This is a genomic window from Pseudonocardia hierapolitana, from assembly GCF_007994075.1.
Taxonomy (GTDB): Bacteria; Actinomycetota; Actinomycetes; order Mycobacteriales; family Pseudonocardiaceae; genus Pseudonocardia; species Pseudonocardia hierapolitana.
Genome location: NZ_VIWU01000001.1, coordinates 1,047,273 through 1,063,028 on the forward strand (window position 1 = coordinate 1,047,273; position 15,756 = coordinate 1,063,028).

A 15,756-nucleotide genomic window follows, 5' to 3' on the forward strand; every position below is an offset into this window, starting at 1 on the left:
GTGCGGAAACTGTCACTGGACGCGCTCGCCCGCGAGCAGCTCGACGCCGCCCGCCGCAGCAACGCCGGGCGGGCGGCGCACACCGCGGTCGGCGGGCACGAGCACGTGATGCGCCAGACGGTGATCGCGTTGCTGCGCGGCAGGACCCTGGCCGAGCACGTCAACCCGGGCGAAGCCACCGTGCACGTCCTGCTCGGCCGCGTCCGCCTCGTGAGCGGCGACGACGCATGGGAGGGCAGGCGCGGAGACCTGCTGATCGTTCCGCCCGCGTCGCACAGCCTCGAGGCGCTCGAGGACGCCGCCGTGCTGCTGACCGTGGCGAAGCGAGGCAGCCACCCCTGATCGTGAGCAGCGACACCGCGATCGGATGGGACGAGTCGTCCTGGAAATTGCCGGTCAACAACACGTTCGCGCCATTCGCGACGTTCCTGCCTCCCCGTCCCTGGGCAGAGCTTCCTACGGGCCCGCGGTGACGAGGTGACAGGCGGCTCGGTCAGAGCTGAACCGCCGCGATGCGGACTCCGATGACGCCTCGTACCGATCCGGCGAGCAGCGCGGCGATCTGCCGCCCCGTCTCGTCGTCGAAGGGGTCGCCGAGGGTGACGATCCCGTCGTGCACGTCGACGTGCCAGCGGCCCGGCAGGGCGTGGCGCGCCAGCCGGTTGCACACGTCGTGCGCGAGCTGGCCGTCATCGCGCGCGATCGCGGCCAGGATGTCGCGGCGGGTGACGACGCCGATGAGCTCGCGACCACGCACGCCGCCGGTGACCACCGGCACGGAGCGGACACGGCGGGTACGCATGGCCTCGACGACGTCGGCGACGTCGGTCGTCGGGGCGGCGATGAGCACGTCAACCGCCATCACGTCCGCCACCGTCTGCGGGACGGCACCCATCGCGAGCTCGGCGGCCGGCAGGGGCGGGCGGGCATCGTGACGCACCCGGCCGTGCAGAAGATCGATCTCGGTGACGATGCCGACGAGCTCCCCGTCCTCGACGACGGGGAGAGCGGTGAACCGGTGCTCGGCCAGCAAACTCGCCGCAGCGGCGACCGTCACGTCCGGCCCGACCGACACCGCGGGGCTGCTCATCACGTTCCGGACCTGCATGTCGGTCCTTTCCTCATACGGCGTCGGTGACGGCGGTGGCAGCACGGGCGACGTCGGCACCGCAGTTCCGCGTCCGGGCGAGCTCGCCCTCGCGCAGCGGCCCCTCCGCCAGTCCGTGGGCCACCTCCTCGGCGATCCGCCGCGTGTTGCCGAACACCGACTCCACCACCACGAGCGCGCGCATCCACCGCCTCCTGTCTCTCGCGGCCTGCTCCAAGGCTGCTCGCGGAGCGAGGCAGGCGGCAGGGCAGCAGATCCCGGCCATGCGGGACGTCCGCAGTGCTCGGTCAGGCCGAAGGTCCCGCCCGACGCCGCGACACCGCTTCTCGACCGTCTGTCCTCACCGCGCCGGGTCCGTCGTGTGGGTGGCCGGCACCACCGGCGCCGGGACCGGCGGGGTGACGACGACCGGACAGGGGGCGAACTCGACCAGCGCGCGACTGGTCGAACCGAGCCCCATGCCCTCTGCGACCCGGCCGCCGCGATGCCCGACGACCAGCATTCGGGCGTCCTGGGCCCGGCGCAGGAGCGCCCGCAGCGGGGTGTCGCGCACCAGATCGGGCCGAACGTCCAGTGCGGGCCGGACCTCCGACACGGCCCGGACCTCCTCGGCGAGCGCCGCGCCGCCTTGTTCGGCGAGCTGTGCCCAGTCGTCGTGCATGCGACGCAGGCCGCTCTCGGTCTCGGCGAGGTCGGACCAGGCGTGCACGGCGACGAGCGGAGCACCCATCGACGCTGCGATGTCCGCGGCGAGCAGCGCGGCGGCGTGCGCGGTCGCGGAGCCGTCGACACCGACGACGACCGGACCGGTGCGAGGCGGAGCCACTCGCGGCGCCACGCCCCGCACGACGGCGACCGGGCAAGGCACGGTCCCGGCCAGCGCGAGCGCGACGGCACCGGCGAGCATCCCGGACGAGGCACCCTCGCCGTAACTGCCCAGCACCAGCATCCGGGCACGATCGGCACGGTCGGTGAGCAGCTCGATGGTGTCGCCGGGTACGACATCGGCCCGGCTCGCGCCGGCACCGGCGCTCTCGGCCTTGTCCGCCAACTCGCGCAGCCACGCCGGCGATGCCGCTCGCACCGGTGCGTCGGCGGGCACGGAGTGCAGCAGGTGCAGCGGGGCACCCCACACCGCGGCCAGGTCACCGGCCCAATCCGCGGCGGCGCGCGCCGAGTCCGAGGCGTCCACCCCCACCACCACGGGTCGCTCGTCGTGTGTCTCCACCGTTCCTCCCTCCGGCCACGGGAGCTGGGCGAGCTCGTCCCGCACGCCCACATGGTCCATTGCCTTCGCCGCCGCAACCTGCGCCGGCGTCCGGACGGCAGGAGCGACGACGGCAGCCATCCCCGCCGTCTCCGACCGTGCTCATCGTCTTCCTTCCTCAGCGATCTTCTTGCCGAGGTTCACCCGGCAGGACGAGCCGGCGGCAGTGGCGCCGGTCCCCATGTGGCAGGTCTTCGGACCCGCGGGATCCACTTCGGGTGTTCTCGCCTCGCGCGTCGATGTGCACCGACTTCAGCACGCCCGCACGGCGGCTCGCCGCGCTGCGGCGTGAGCTGGAACTCAACCGCAGGCTCGCCCCGGACGTCTACCTCGGGCTCTGAGCGCCTCGGTCGACCGGATCTCGGCGAGGCCTTCCTCGACTCCTACCTCGAGTTCTCCGGCGACCCCGCGCCGACGTCACTGCGCCACCACTACATCGCCTACCGGGCGGGCGTGCGCGCCAAGGTCGGGTGCATCCGCCACGCCCAGGGCGACCCGGCCGCGGGCGCCGACGCGGCGACTTACACCGCGATCGCGCTGCGCACCTGCGCGCGGGCGCCCCCCGCCTGGTCCTCGTGGGCGGCCTGCCCGGCACCGGGAAGTCCACCCTGTCGGGCGCGCTCGCCGACCGGTTCGGCGCTGTGGTGCAGTCCAGCGACCGCATCCGCAAGGAACTCGCCGGGATCGACCCGACGCGGCCCGCCGGCGCCGCGTTCGGCCAGGGCATCTACGCCCCCGAGCGCACCGAGGAGCTCTACGCCGAGCTGCTGCACCGCGCGGAGCAGCTGCTCGGCCGGGGCGAGTCGGTCGTGCTGGACGCCTCCTGGACCTCGGCGCCGCACCGCGCGGCCGCGGCGGACATCGCCCGGCGCACCAGCAGCGAGCTGCTACAGCTGGAGTGCCGTGCCGGCGCCGAGACGACGGCCCGCCGCGTCGCCGAGCGTCACGACGACCCGTCCGACGCGACCGTGCCCGTCGCCACGCTCATGGCGAGCGTCGCGGACCCGTGGCCGGACGCAGTCCCGATCGACACGGCGGGCCCGGTCGGGTTCGCGCTGGAGCGCGCCACGGCGCTCTGGCGAGACGCGGCCGGTTGACCGGCCGAGGCGGTACGCGGTAGTCGCAACACCGACAGGGCCTTTCGGCCCGCTCTCCCGGGCCGACTGCGGCTCGCCGACGCGGGTACCCAGGTCTACCGTCGTCCGTGTCGCAACCCTGATCGAAAGGCCAGAGCGTGACGATCTCCGTCTTCCTGCTCGACGATCACGAGATCGTCCGACGCGGGATCGCCCAGCTGCTCGAGGGCGAGGACGACATCACCGTCGTCGGCGAGGCGGGCAGCGCCGCGCAGGCACTGGCCCGGATCCCCGCTCTGCGCCCCGACGTCGCGGTCCTCGACGTCCGCCTGCCGGACGGGGACGGCGTCACCGTCTGCCGGGACATCCGCTCGGCCGTCGCTCCACCGCCGGCCTGCCTGATGCTCACCTCCTACGCCGACGACGAGGCGCTGTTCGGCGCGATCATGGCCGGCGCCTCGGGCTACCTGCTCAAGCAGGTCACGGGCATCGACCTCGTCGGCGCCGTCCGGACGATCGCGGCCGGCGGGTCCCTCTTGGACACCAAGGCCACCGCCGCGGTGCTGGAGCGGCTGCGCAAGGGCGACGAACCTGCCGACCCCCGCTACGCATCGCTGAGCCCTCAGGAACGACGCATCCTGCACCTGATCGCCGACGGCCTCACCAACCGCCAGATCGGCGCCGAGATGTTCCTGGCCGAGAAGACGGTCAAGAACTACGTCTCGTCGCTGCTGCACAAGCTCGGCTTCGCCCGCCGCACCGAGGCCGCCGTCTACGCCGCCGAGTTGCGCAAGGACGGCAGCGCGCGCTGAACCCCGCGCGTCAGTTCAGCGGTACCCGCCAGCTCAGCCGGGTACCGCTCCCAGCGCCCGGTGCGACTCGCAGCGTTCCACCGCACTCCCGCGCCCGCTCCTCGAGGTTGCGCAGGCCGCTTCGCGCGACGCTCGGGTCGATCCCACGCCCGTCGTCCACGACGTCGACGAGCAGCTCGTCGCCCGCCTCGACGGTGAGCGTCACCGTCTTCGCCGCGGCGTGCCGGGCCGCGTTGCTCACCGCCTCCCGGACCACGGCCACCGCGTGCCCGCCCACCTCCCGCGAAACGAGGGTGTCGACCGCGCCCGAGATCCGCACCGACGGGGACAGCCCGTGACCCTCGGCCGCCTCTGCGGCCGCGTCGAGGAGCCGGCGCCGCAGCCCGCCTTCTGCTCCTTCCCCGGCGGTATGCAGGTCGAAGATCGACGTGCGGATCTCCCGCACCGTCTCGTCGAGGTCGTTCACCGCCTGCTGGATGCGCCCCTGTACGGCCGGGTCCGCGACGCGCCGCTGCATGCTCTGCAGCTGCAGCCCGGTGGCGAACAGCCGCTGGATGACCCGGTCGTGCAGGTCGCGTGCGATGCGCTCGCGGTCGCCGAACACGGCCAGCTGCCGCTGCGCCCGGTTCTTCTCCCCCACCTCGAGCGCCAGCGTGGCCTGCTCGGCGAACGACGTCAGAAGCGGCACCTCGCTCGGCTGGAACGGCTGGGTCTCCCGCTTCCTCAGCGCGACCAGCACCCCCATCACCCGATCCTGCGACTGCAGCGGCACCGCGACCGTCGGGCCGAACCCGAACAGCTCCTCGCCGGCCTCTCGCAACCCGCCGACCGTCGCGCTGAGGACCGCGGCGCGGTCGTCGACGACCTCTCGCAGCAGCGGGTCCTGCGGGTCGAGCGTGCGTCCCACGAGGTCCACGCCCGCCATCCCACGCTGGGCCCGCACCGTGAAGTGTTCGTCCGCGGGGTCGGGCCCGAGCACGATGAGCGTCGAGTCCGATCCGGTCAGCTCCTGGGCGCGCAGCGCCACCAGGCCCAGGGCATCCTCCTCGGTGGCGCCCGACAACAGCTCCGCGCGGATCTCCGCGGTGGCCTCCAGCCAGGCCTGCCGCAACCGGGTCTGCTCGAACAGGTCGGCGTTCTGCACCGCGATCCCCGCCGCCGCGGCGAGCGCCTCGAGCACCACCTCGTCGTCCGCGGTGAACTCCCCGCCGCCCCTCTTCTCGGTGAGGTACAGGTTGCCGAAGACCGAGTCGCGGACCCGCACCGGCACCCCGAGGAAGCTGCGCATCGGGGGATGGTTGGGCGGGAAGCCGACGGAGGACTCGTGCGTCCCCAGATCGGCGATCCGCAGCGGCCGCGGATCGCGGATCAGCTGGCCCAGCAGCCCTTTGCCCTCGGGGAGCCGGCCCATCCGAGAGCGCGTCTCCGGGTCGAGGCCGACGGTGATGAACCGCGAGATGCCGCCGTTGGGCGCCAGCACACCCAGCGCCCCGTACCGGGCGTCGACGAGGTCCACCGCGGACTGCACGATCCGCTGCAAGGTCGCGTCCAGCTCCAACCCCGACGCGACCGCGAGGACGGAATCGAGCAGGCCCTGCATCTGGTCGCGGATCTGCACGATCTCCGCAAGTCGCTCCTGCACCCCGTGCAGCAGCTCGTCGAGCCGCAGGCCGGCCAGGACGTTCAGGCGCGACCGCGGCCCGTCGAGGTCGTCGTTCGCCATCGATCCCAAGCCTCGCTCTCTCCTCGTGGAGCGGACCCAACGTCGCACGTGGCCGAACGGCGGGCAAGCCGGTCCCAAGTCCGTCACCCGACGGGCCATTCGCCCGTACCGCACTCCCCGTCGCCGCAGGAGAGTGGTCGAACGAGCACGGACAGCCGGTCCGGGCTCCGAGCGCCGGCTGGACGTGACCGCTGATGACCGCATTCCCCGAGGCGCTGGGCCTCGCTCCCGAACAGGTCGAGGCACTCCTCCTCACCGTCGGGCAGGCGCCGTCGCTGCACAACGCGCAGCCCTGGCGGCTGCGGCTCGGCCCGGAGGCCATCGAGCTGTACGCCGATCCGGACCGCAGGCTCCCCGCGGCCGACCCGGACGACCGCGAGCTGCGCATCGGCTGCGGCGCCGCCCTGTACAACCTGCGGCTCGCACTGCTCGGCAACGGCATCAGGCCGCTGGTCACGATCCTCCCCGACCTGGGCCGGCCGGAGTTGCTCGCCGTGGTTCGCCACGGCGGACGCAAACCGGCCACCCCCGAGCAGCTGCGGCTGCTGCACGCCGTGCCGCTCCGCCGGACGAACCGCCACCCGTACGCCGACGAGCCGGTGGACCGGCCCGAACAGTCGGCACTGCGCCGCGCGGCGCTCGACGAGGGTGCCTGGCTGGAGATCGTCGACGACCCCGGCCGGCGCACGGCTCTGCGGGACATCGCGGCCCGCGCCCACCGCGCCCAGATGGCCGATCCCGCCTTCCGCGCCGAGTTCGCCCGCTGGACGGGCCGGGCGGGCGACCGGGCCGACGGCGTGCCGGCCGCCGCTGGCACGCCCGCCGAGCCGCAGGACCGATGGGTGCTGCGCGACTACACCGGCGGGAACCGGCCCGCACGCGCGCCCGGCAAGGACTTCGAGAACGAACCGCTCATCGCGGTGCTGACCACGCACCTCAGCGGACCCACAGCAGACGTGCAGGCGGGGCAGGCGCTGCAGCGGGTCCTGCTCACCGCCACGGCGGACGGCCTCGCCGCCTCCTTCCTCTCGCACGTCGTCGAGGTGCCGCAGGCTCGCGAGGAGGTGCGACGCCTCGTCGCCGGCGCACAGCCCCCGCAGGCCGTGCTGCGCATCGGCCACGGCTGGCCGGTCCCACCGACCGGCCGGCGCGCGCCGGCGGACCTCATCGCACCGTCGACGAGCACCCCGGTGCGTCTCCCTCACGGGGAACGGACGCCGATGACCTGACGAGGTGGACGGTCGTGGTCGACATCGATGAGGTCGACCACGCGGCCTTGCGACGGACATCGTCGGAGACGGCATCGCTCAGGTCGGTCCGGTCGAACGCGCGGCGGGAAGCACGACTACGACAACGCCGATCAGAGGATGGTGCGGCGCCACAGCGGCTCCACGCGCACCCACTCCTGCTCCCACTGCCGGGAGTTGTAGCGCCCCGTCAGGCGGCGGACGCCGAACCAGGCTGCGAGGAGGGGCGTCCCACCTGCGCACACCACGCCGATCGCCGCCACGATCCCACCGAAGACAGCATTCGCCGGGTGCACGGGCCGTGACGCGATCTCGCCCGCGGCATCGATCCACACGTCCACCTCGGCGCCGGCGGGCTGCGAGCGCATCGCCGGGACGACGCCGACGTGCTCCCGCCCCTCGCGGTCGGCCCAGCGCGCTCGGACCTGCGCCGGCGTGTGCCCGAGTTCCAAGGACAACGCCACGTGCGCGTTCTCGAGCAGCACGGCACGGGTCTGCGACGTCGCCCTGCTGTCCAGCTCGGCCCGTTCGGCTTCCCCGCGGTGCACGGCGAGCCCGGTCACCGCGCCGATGACGATCACCACCAGGACGGCACCCGTCAGGAACCATGCGACGGCGTCCTCGATCCGGTCGCTGGTGCGCCGCGGGAGCCGCCCGGCAACGGGGGCGCCGTCCGGGTCAGGACGCATCGCGATCCCCTCCCTCCGCGGGCCGGGTCAGCGCCACCGGGTACTCGGTCCGGTGCGGCAGAGCGTTTCCGACCGGTGCGAGTAGCAGCCCGGCGAGCGGGGCCCGGCCGCTCCTCCTCGATCTCGAGGGAACGTTCCGCCACGCCGCGGGTCTCGCGGAAGCGCCCGGAGACCCCGCTCGCAGGGGCGAGAGTCCTTCCCGGTCCGGGACCACGGCCGCTGGTCGCGATCGGGCCCGCAGGGGATCGTCGACGGCGAGCAGGAACGGACCCGCGTCCGCTCCGCCGCCCCGAGGAGCAGGAATGATCGTCGAGCACGTCCAGCTGGCCGCCCACGCCCCCTCCGTGCTCGGCCTCGTCGCGCGCAGTGCGCTGTTCCACGCTCCGTGCGCGGTCCTGTTGGCTCCCCGGCCCGCGCCGTCGGCGGCCGAGCCGTGGTCGCCGACGTTCGGCGAGAAGACACCGCCGGCTCCGGCAGCCGGAGGCCGAAGGTGACGACCGCGACGCAACTCGCCGACGCCGTCGAGGACGCCCTCCACGCGCCGTCGGTGCACAACAGCCAGCCGTGGCGCTGGCGGATCGGCTCCGACGAGGTGCGGCTGCACGCCGACCCACAACGTCACCTCGTGGCCACCGACCCCGATCGTCGCGACCTCGTTCTCAGCTGCGGCGCGGCCCTGCACCACCTGCGCGTCGCCCTCGCCGCACGAGGTCTCCGCGCCGACATCCGACGCCTTCCCGACCCCGAGGACAGCACCCACCTCGCCACCGTCGAGGTGCGGCCCGGGGGCGAACCGGCCGACGCCGCGTTGTTCCCGGCGATCGCGGAACGCAGGACCGACCGCCGCCGCATGAGCCGCCGTCCGGTCCCGGCCCAGCACCTGAACACCCTCGTCGAGCACGCCGCCCGCAACGGGGCGACCCTCGTCCCGGTCACCCGCCCAGCGATGCGGCGGCAGCTCGTCGCGGCGATCGTCACCGCCCAGCGGCTCCAGCGCGAGGACGTCGGCTACGCGAGCGAGCTGCGGATGTGGACCAACCGCCTCCCGGGCGGGCGCGACGGGGTGCCGGCCGCCAACGTCGCCGCACCGCTGATCGGCACCCTCGACCCGTCGCCCCTGCGTCGCTTCGGCCGCGCGGAGCTCGCCCAGGCGGCACGGGTCGCCGGGCACGGCCGCGGCGACGACGCCGCCGAGCTGCTCGTCGTCACGACCGCCGGAGACGAGACCGCGGACCGCTTGCGAGCCGGGGAGGCGACGAGCGCCGTCCTGCTCGCGGCGACGCGGATCGGGCTCGCCACCACCCCGCTCAGCCAGGCCATGGAGATCGACAGCTCCCGCCTCCAGGTTCAGCGGAACGTGCTGGGGACGCCGGAGTTCCCCCAGCTCGTCATCCGCGTCGGCTGGTCGGCCTCGGGCGCGCCGGCACCACCCGCGACACCACGCCGCGAGCTCCGCTCCGTACTCCTCCCCTGACACGCTTCCCGCCGAGGGAAAGCCGCGGCACCAGGAATCAGCACCAGGAATCAGCGAGGAAGCCAGCACGAGGTTCCGCCCGGTCCGGGGCGCGGGCCGCTCCTCGCGGGCCGCGCTTCCCGTGACCGAACGGTGGCGCAACTGGCGCAACGCGCTCCGGCTACGGCCGGACGACGGCGACCGGGCAGGGCGCGTGGTGTACGAGGACGTTGCCGACCGACCCGAGGACCAGCCCTGCAAACTCTCCCCGCCCGCGCGATCCCACGACCACGAGCTGGGCCTGCTGCGCCTGCTCCAGCAGGCAGGGCGCCGGGCGGCCGCGGGCCAGCACGCGGCGCACGGGCACGTCCGGATGCTTGCGCGCCCACCCGGCCAGGTGACCGGCGAGCCGCTCGGCCAGCGCCTGCAGCTCCTCCTCGCTGATCACCGGTTCTTCGAACGGGGCGTACCCGAACGGAGCCGTGATGTCGTTCCAGGCGTGGACGGCGACCAGCTCCACCTGGCGGCTCGCGGCGGCGTCGAAGGCGAACGCGATGGCCTCATCGCCGCCGGCCGTTCCGTCAACCCCTACCGCGATCGGGAGTTGTGCTTCCTCGTCCGGGTCCCGTTCCTCGCCGCGGACGACCACCACCGGACACGGCGCGCTCGCGGCGAGCGCCACGCCGACCGAGCCGGCGATCAGCTCTTCGAGACGGCCACGTCCCCGGCTGCCCACGACGAGCAACTGCGCAATCCGTGCCTCGGCGCCGAGCACCGCGTGGGGGGATCCCAGGATCACCTCGGCCTCGACCTCGGTGCTCGGCGCCACACGCCGCGCCGCCACCCGCGCCGCCGCCAGCTGCGACTCGGCGCGACCGCGCAGCATCTCCCGGTAGTCCAGACGGAAACTCGGGCCGTCCGTGCGCTCGGGGAGCCACCCGAACGCGGTCACGAGCCGCAGCGCGGCGCCACGGCGCGCCGCTTCGGCCGCGCCCCACCGCACCGCACGCAGCGCGCACTCCGAACCGTCCACGCCGACGGTGACCACCCGCCTGCCGACATCGATGTTCATCTCGATTCCTCCACTCGTCCCTTCCGACGGTGCCGGGTGACGCTGGAGGGGCAGTAGCGGCTGCCGTCCCCGGACGGGAGGTCGTTCGCTCGTGCTCGGGCGGGACTTCCGGCCGTCGTCCCGCGGTCGGACGCCGCGATGACAGCACCGCGTCCTGGCGGGAAGGTGGAGGCGTCCTTCGAGGAACGACGGGAAGGTGCCCGATGACCGACCACGAGCGCGAGTCCGAGCTGCAGGTCCTCACCGCCGACGAGTGCTACCGGCTGCTCGCCACCCAGCAGATCGGGCGGCTCGGCGTCAACGCCGAGCACTACCCACTGATCTTCCCGGTGAACTACGCGCTGGAGCGGGACGTGATCGTGATGCGGATGGCGCCCGGAACCAAGCTCACGGCGGCCGACCACGCGAACGTCGCCTTCGAGGTCGACGAGATCGACCAGCACACGCGCTCCGGCTGGAGCGTGCTGGTGCGCGGGCTCGCCGAGGAGGTCACGCCCGCCCACCGCGCGGAGCTGATCGCCCGCACGCAAGGCACCGGCCTGACGACGTGGGCACCCGGCGAACACGGGCACTGGGTGCGGCTCATCCCGCAGGCGATCAGCGGCCGGCGCATCGTCCCCGGCCGGCTTCCGCCCCCGTTCGAGGCGGCGGCCTACCTCTGACCCGACCGGCCTGGCACCAGGGGTGCGGGTCGGCGGCCGCCGAGGCGCCGGTCGACCGGGGCGCATCCACCTTCCTCGCCACACCGACCGGCGTGCCCTCGTGCACGGCCACGACGTTCCCCCGCCATGACATCGGAGACCCGAACGGTCACCGCGTCACCCGCCGCGGCACGGCGACTGCGATCAGGAGCGCACCGACCAGCAGCGCGAGGCCGGCGCCGATGAACAGCCCGATCCACACCCAGCGCAGGGCGGGAGCGGTCACCGCCGCCGACAGATCGGCGATCACCGGCCGAGTCGCGTCGGCGTTCATCACCACGACGCTCCAGCGCCCGTCGGCGGCCCGCCAGACGAGCTGCTGCTCCCCGGGACCAGCTGCCGAGGCCGCCCAGAACGGCTGCTGGGCCGGTGGCGTGGCGGGCTCTGCACCAGGGATGCGCTGCTGGACGGCGCGGCCCTCGTCGGTGATGTCGACCAGGCGTTCCCACTCGACGGCGCCGAGGTAGCGATCGACGTCGGCGGCAGGGCCGATCCCGACGAACACCCCGTCCGGATCCTGTCCCGCCACAAGGACCCGCAGGTCGCCGAGCACGCTACCGAGGCCGACCGTTCCCGCGTCGTCGCGCAGCTCGACGGGGTCGAACACGAGCGCGTACCCGCTCGACGTGAACTGCCTGGTGGGCGTGCCGAGGAAGCCTTCGGCGTCGCGGCCGGCCTGGTCGGCCACGAGGAGCGCCGTACCACCCGCCGCAGTGCCGATACCGCCCACCAGCAGCACCGACCCGATCACGACCGTCACGATGCGACCGGCCGTCCACTCCCGGTGCTGCGGCGGCTCCGGCGGTGTCGAGGAGACCTGCGGCCCGGTCGGCGCGGTCGCGCCGTCGGTCACGGCGAGCGCTCCCGGCTCGCTCCCGCCCATGTCGAGCCGGAACGGCGGGTAGGCGTCGGTCATCAGCCCCGCGTACGCGGCGACCCGCAGCACCCAGCGGTGCATCCCGAGCAGCAGGTCGAACACCCCCCGCGGGTAGCGACCGGTGAACAGCAGCGCGATCGCCGCGAAGAAGGCGAGCAGCCCGATCAGCCCGCCGGCGATCGACCACACGCCGTCGGGATCCGTCTGCGTCGTCCACGTCCCCGACTGGTAGGCGACGTAGGTCCCTCCACCCATGAAGAACGCGATGACCAGGTAGTGCGGCAGCGCGAGCAGCCACCACTTGACCAGCACCAGGCCCCGGGACAGGTGCTCGGGATAGGCGATCTCGAGCGTCGCCGGGTAGTCGGGCACCTCCCGGAGCGTGAACGGCGGGTACCGGTCCGTCCCGAGCGCGCCGTAGGCGTAGTAGCCGACGCGCCAGGACCAGCGCAGCACCCCGACGTTGAACTCGAAGATCGCGGGCGGATAGCGGCCGCTGATCAGGATTGCGAAGAACGCGACGACGCTGAGCACCACGAACGCCACCCACAGGAATGCCAGCACCACCGCGTGCGGCAACACGAGCAACCACTTCACCAGCCACAGCCAGCGGCTGAGCGGGGCGTCCAGCCGCGCGGTCACGCGCACCGGACTGGCGCCTCCAGATGTCATCTCCTCCACCTCCGACAGGTACGGTCGCCGCCGGCCGCGAGCGGCGGCAGGGACGTAGGCCCTGGGTTCCGCCGGCGATCGGCACGGACCCGCTCACTCTCCAGCCGGTTCTCCTCGCGCTGGATCCGCTCCTCGGTCGGCTCGGCGTGGCCGTGGACCGCCGGCAGCCACCTCGTCGGCCGGGCCGTTCCGCACGCCGTGCCGGGACGACCGGCCCTGCCGTAGGCGCGGGTGACGAGCGAGCCTGGACCACGTACGCCTTCCGCCTGCGAGCTAGGAGAGAAGACAGTGGCGACCACCCCTGACGGCGAGGCATCGCGGCGATGACCGGAGCAGCTGTCGACGAGGAGAGCGTCCTGGCCGCGCTGCGGCTGGCCATCCGCGCCCCGTCGGTGCACAACAGCCAGCCCTGGGCGTGGCGCGTCTACGGGAACACCGTCGATCTCTACGCCGACCCGTCCCGCCACATCCCCGCGACCGACCCGCAGGGCCGGGACCTGGTGATGAGCTGCGGCGCGGCACTGCACCACCTGATCGTCGCGCTGGCCGCCTCCGGCTGGGCCGGCCACGTGCACCGGCTCCCCGATCCGCAGCGCCCTGATCACCTCGCCGCTGTCGAGCTCACCCCGTGCACCCCCACGAGCACCGACCTCGCGGCCGTGATCCCGCGCCGCTGCACCGACCGGCGCAGGTTCAGCTCGTGGCCCGTGCCGGGCGAGGTGATCGGCGGGATGACCGAGCTCGCCGAGCGCCACGGCCTCACGCTGCAGGAGGTCGCCGAACCGCGGCTGCGTTGGCGGTTGTACAAGGCGATCGCGGCCGGTGCCGAGACGCAGGAGGCCGACCCGCTCTACGCCGGAGAGATCGCCCGGTGGAGCGGACGCCTGCCCGGAGCGACGGACGGGGTGCCTTCCGCGAACGTGCCGTTGCCCGCACCGGCACGGGGCCGGATGCCGATGCGCACATATGCCCGCCCGGCAGTGGTCGAGTCGCCGGGGCAGGGCGAACCGGAGAACGCCGCCCTTCTGTTGCTGTCGACCTTCACCGACACCCGCGCGAGCTGGCTGCGTGCCGGCGAGGTGACCAGTGCGATCCTCCTCACCGCCACCCTGGCCGGGCTCGCGAGCAGCCCGCTGACCCAACCGCTGGAGGTCCACGAGACCCGCGCGTTCGTGCGCGACCACGTCGGGGCCAAGAAGACCGCTCACCCGCATATCCTGCTGCGGCTCGGTTGGGCCCTGCCCGGCGCGCGTGAGCTGCCCGCCACACCGCGCCGGCCAGTCGACGATGTGGTGGCGATCGGCCGCTGAGGCGGCCGCGTCGGACGTCGTCGCCGCGGTCACCCGGTGCCAGCTCAGCTCACGGCGGGTGAGGCGAAATGCAGGGCCATCTGTCATCGAGCATCCCGAACCAGCCCGGCACCCAGGTCCGCCACGCGGCGTGGGCTCGGCCGCATCCATGGCTCCAGGCTCCACGGCCACCGCCGCCCCGGGCAGGACCGGAGGCCGCGCGACGCGGGACTTCCGGCCGAGGCCGCACCCCGATGCCCCGGGGACGCTGGATGGCAGCGAGGAGAGGAGTGCTGATGTCGAGCGACGCTCCCGAGCTGCACCGGCTGCGGCTCGGCGACCTCGCGAACCTGTGGGCGGAGGACCGGAACACGCCGTCCCAGATCGCACTGATCGGTGAGCTCGCCGCGGATCCGCTGCTGGACGCGGCCGGCCGCCTCGACGTGCAACGGCTGCGCGCGGAGCTGGCCCGGCGCGTCCGGCGGGTTCCGGAGCTGGCCCGGCGCATCAACTGGACCCGCCGCGGCGAGGGGCGGCCGGTCTGGGTGCACGACCCCTCGTTCGACCCCCTCGACCACATCTCCGCCGCGACGCTCCCCGCAGGCACCGACCTCGCGGCCTGGTGCGCCGACCGGATCGTTTCCCGGCTGGACCCCGCTCGGCCGCTCTGGCGCGCCGAGATCGTCGCCGGACTCCCGAGCGGGCGCTTCGGCCTGCTGATCGTGCTCCACCACGTGCTCGCGGACGGGCTCACCGGCGTCGCGATCATCGGCCGCCTGCTCGACGCCTCACCGGACGACACCGCTGACACCGTGACAGCGCCGACGGCCTGGCCGCTACCCACGCACCAGGCGCTCGTCGCGGACGCCCGCCGCACCCGGCGCCGGGCAGTCACGGCGGCGCTGTTCGCCGTCCCCCGCATCCCCGCGACGCTGCTCCGCACGGTGCGGCAGGCCCGCGACGCGGCGGGCGACATCCGCGAGACGGCACCGAGGACATCACTCCCCCGGCGAGTCGGCCCCGGCCGGCGCCTTGCCGTCGTCCGGTTCCCGCTCGAGGAGGTCCGCGCGGCCGGGCGCGCGGCCGGCGCGACCGTCAACGACGTGCTCCTCGGCGCTGTCACGAGCGGGCTGCGGGAGCTGTTCCACAGCCGTGGTGAGCACGTCGACGGGCTCACGCTGCGCGCCTCGATGCCCGTCGGGGTCACGGGTGCCGGCCAGACCTCGGCGATGCTCCTGCTCGGCCTGCCCGTCGGTGACCCCGACCCGCACCGGCGCCTGGCGACGATCACGGCGACGACGGGAGGGCTGAAGGCCCGGCTGCGCGCTGGCGGCGGTGACGTGTTCGACGTGCTGCACCTCCCTGCCCCCCTCGCGCGTCTTGCCGTGCGGTGGATGCGCCGACACGCCGCCCGGCACATCAACCTGTTCGTGACGAACGTGCCCGGGCCACCGCAACCCCTCTGGCTCGCCGGCGCCCGGCTGCTGGACGCGGCACCGGTCGCACCGCTGGCGGCCGACGTCCCGGTCGGGATCGCCGCGCTGTCCTACGCCGACACGCTCGCGGTCACCGTGAACGCCGACACGGCGGTATCGGACATCGCCGTTCTGTCCGAGGGGATCGAGCAGGCCCTCGGCGCGGGTGAGGCGGCGTCGCGTTCGCCCGCGTCACGGCACTCGCGGATGTGATCGACACGGCCCGCTGGACGAGGACCTTCGGCCCTGTCGACAGCCCTGGGCGCGGGGGGATCGTCGGTGGTCGGACACAGAA

At 73.8% G+C, this 15,756-nt stretch carries 17 protein-coding genes; 10 read left to right on the plus strand and 7 right to left on the minus strand.

Going from position 1 to position 15,756, the window contains the following annotated elements; genetic code table 11:
* Positions 1-342 carry a cupin domain-containing protein gene (locus FHX44_RS05060; RefSeq protein WP_147254390.1) on the plus strand — a complete coding sequence of 114 codons (342 nt, stop codon included), beginning with the start codon at positions 1-3 and terminating at the stop codon, positions 340-342.
* Between the two features lie 151 nt (positions 343-493).
* On the opposite strand, the gene FHX44_RS05065 is transcribed toward FHX44_RS05060, so the two are convergent.
* From FHX44_RS05065 to FHX44_RS05075, 3 genes are all read right to left on the minus strand, one after another.
* The gene (locus FHX44_RS05065; RefSeq protein ID WP_147254391.1) at positions 494-1,108 is read right to left on the minus strand and encodes a CBS domain-containing protein; all 615 of its coding nucleotides are present in this window, start codon (positions 1,106-1,108) and stop codon (positions 494-496) included.
* Between the two features lie 13 nt (positions 1,109-1,121).
* Positions 1,122-1,292, minus strand: coding sequence for a hypothetical protein (locus FHX44_RS42675; protein WP_212612336.1), 171 nt, complete (start codon positions 1,290-1,292; stop codon positions 1,122-1,124).
* Between the two features lie 156 nt (positions 1,293-1,448).
* On the minus strand, positions 1,449-2,336 hold the full coding sequence (locus tag FHX44_RS05075; RefSeq protein WP_170308779.1) for a universal stress protein: 888 nt from the start codon (positions 2,334-2,336) through the stop codon (positions 1,449-1,451).
* A 257-nt stretch (positions 2,337-2,593) separates the two neighbouring features.
* On the opposite strand from FHX44_RS05075, the gene FHX44_RS43755 reads away from it, so the two are divergent.
* From FHX44_RS43755 to FHX44_RS05085, 3 genes are all read left to right on the plus strand, one after another.
* Positions 2,594-2,716 carry a hypothetical protein gene (locus tag FHX44_RS43755; protein ID WP_281287871.1) on the plus strand — a complete coding sequence of 41 codons (123 nt, stop codon included), beginning with the start codon at positions 2,594-2,596 and terminating at the stop codon, positions 2,714-2,716.
* A gap of 234 nt (positions 2,717-2,950) precedes the next feature.
* Positions 2,951-3,472: a P-loop nucleotide/nucleoside kinase family protein gene (locus FHX44_RS05080; protein ID WP_170308780.1), complete on the plus strand. Its 522-nt coding sequence runs from the start codon at positions 2,951-2,953 to the stop codon at positions 3,470-3,472.
* Between the two features lie 137 nt (positions 3,473-3,609).
* Entirely contained in the window at positions 3,610-4,263 is a 654-nt protein-coding gene (locus FHX44_RS05085; protein ID WP_147254394.1) for a response regulator, read from the plus strand.
* Between the two features lie 10 nt (positions 4,264-4,273).
* Here the strand turns inward: FHX44_RS05085 and FHX44_RS05090 are convergent, their stop codons facing one another.
* Positions 4,274-5,986: a sensor histidine kinase gene (locus FHX44_RS05090; protein ID WP_147254395.1), complete on the minus strand. Its 1,713-nt coding sequence runs from the start codon at positions 5,984-5,986 to the stop codon at positions 4,274-4,276.
* Between the two features lie 194 nt (positions 5,987-6,180).
* On the opposite strand from FHX44_RS05090, the gene FHX44_RS05095 reads away from it, so the two are divergent.
* Positions 6,181-7,215, plus strand: a complete 1,035-nt coding sequence (locus FHX44_RS05095) for an Acg family FMN-binding oxidoreductase (RefSeq protein WP_147254396.1) — start codon at positions 6,181-6,183, stop codon at positions 7,213-7,215.
* A 131-nt stretch (positions 7,216-7,346) separates the two neighbouring features.
* On the opposite strand, the gene FHX44_RS05100 is transcribed toward FHX44_RS05095, so the two are convergent.
* Positions 7,347-7,922: an Rv1733c family protein gene (locus tag FHX44_RS05100; protein WP_147254397.1), complete on the minus strand. Its 576-nt coding sequence runs from the start codon at positions 7,920-7,922 to the stop codon at positions 7,347-7,349.
* Between the two features lie 302 nt (positions 7,923-8,224).
* Between FHX44_RS05100 and FHX44_RS05105 the strand changes: the two genes are divergently transcribed.
* Both FHX44_RS05105 and FHX44_RS05110 read left to right on the plus strand, forming a co-directional pair.
* Positions 8,225-8,416: a hypothetical protein gene (locus FHX44_RS05105; RefSeq protein WP_147254398.1), complete on the plus strand. Its 192-nt coding sequence runs from the start codon at positions 8,225-8,227 to the stop codon at positions 8,414-8,416.
* The gene (locus FHX44_RS05110; RefSeq protein ID WP_147254399.1) at positions 8,413-9,396 is read left to right on the plus strand and encodes an Acg family FMN-binding oxidoreductase; all 984 of its coding nucleotides are present in this window, start codon (positions 8,413-8,415) and stop codon (positions 9,394-9,396) included. The genes FHX44_RS05105 and FHX44_RS05110 overlap by 4 nt, the downstream gene beginning before the upstream one ends.
* Before the next feature lie 160 nt (positions 9,397-9,556).
* On the opposite strand, the gene FHX44_RS05115 is transcribed toward FHX44_RS05110, so the two are convergent.
* Complete coding sequence (locus tag FHX44_RS05115) at positions 9,557-10,447, minus strand: universal stress protein (RefSeq protein ID WP_147254400.1); 891 nt, start codon at positions 10,445-10,447, stop codon at positions 9,557-9,559.
* A gap of 203 nt (positions 10,448-10,650) precedes the next feature.
* On the opposite strand from FHX44_RS05115, the gene FHX44_RS05120 reads away from it, so the two are divergent.
* Positions 10,651-11,109 carry a pyridoxamine 5'-phosphate oxidase family protein gene (locus FHX44_RS05120; protein WP_147254401.1) on the plus strand — a complete coding sequence of 153 codons (459 nt, stop codon included), beginning with the start codon at positions 10,651-10,653 and terminating at the stop codon, positions 11,107-11,109.
* A 148-nt stretch (positions 11,110-11,257) separates the two neighbouring features.
* Here the strand turns inward: FHX44_RS05120 and FHX44_RS05125 are convergent, their stop codons facing one another.
* Positions 11,258-12,697, minus strand: coding sequence for a DUF4389 domain-containing protein (locus tag FHX44_RS05125; protein ID WP_147254402.1), 1,440 nt, complete (start codon positions 12,695-12,697; stop codon positions 11,258-11,260).
* A 323-nt stretch (positions 12,698-13,020) separates the two neighbouring features.
* Here FHX44_RS05125 and FHX44_RS05130 point away from each other — a divergent pair, with 323 nt between their 5' ends.
* Both FHX44_RS05130 and FHX44_RS05135 read left to right on the plus strand, forming a co-directional pair.
* On the plus strand, positions 13,021-14,007 hold the full coding sequence (locus FHX44_RS05130; RefSeq protein WP_147254403.1) for an Acg family FMN-binding oxidoreductase: 987 nt from the start codon (positions 13,021-13,023) through the stop codon (positions 14,005-14,007).
* Positions 14,008-14,282: 275 nt separating this feature from the next.
* Positions 14,283-15,674 (plus strand): wax ester/triacylglycerol synthase domain-containing protein, encoded by a 1,392-nt coding sequence (locus FHX44_RS05135; RefSeq protein WP_170308781.1) that lies wholly within the window; start codon positions 14,283-14,285, stop codon positions 15,672-15,674.
* Positions 15,675-15,756: the final 82 nt, after the last annotated feature.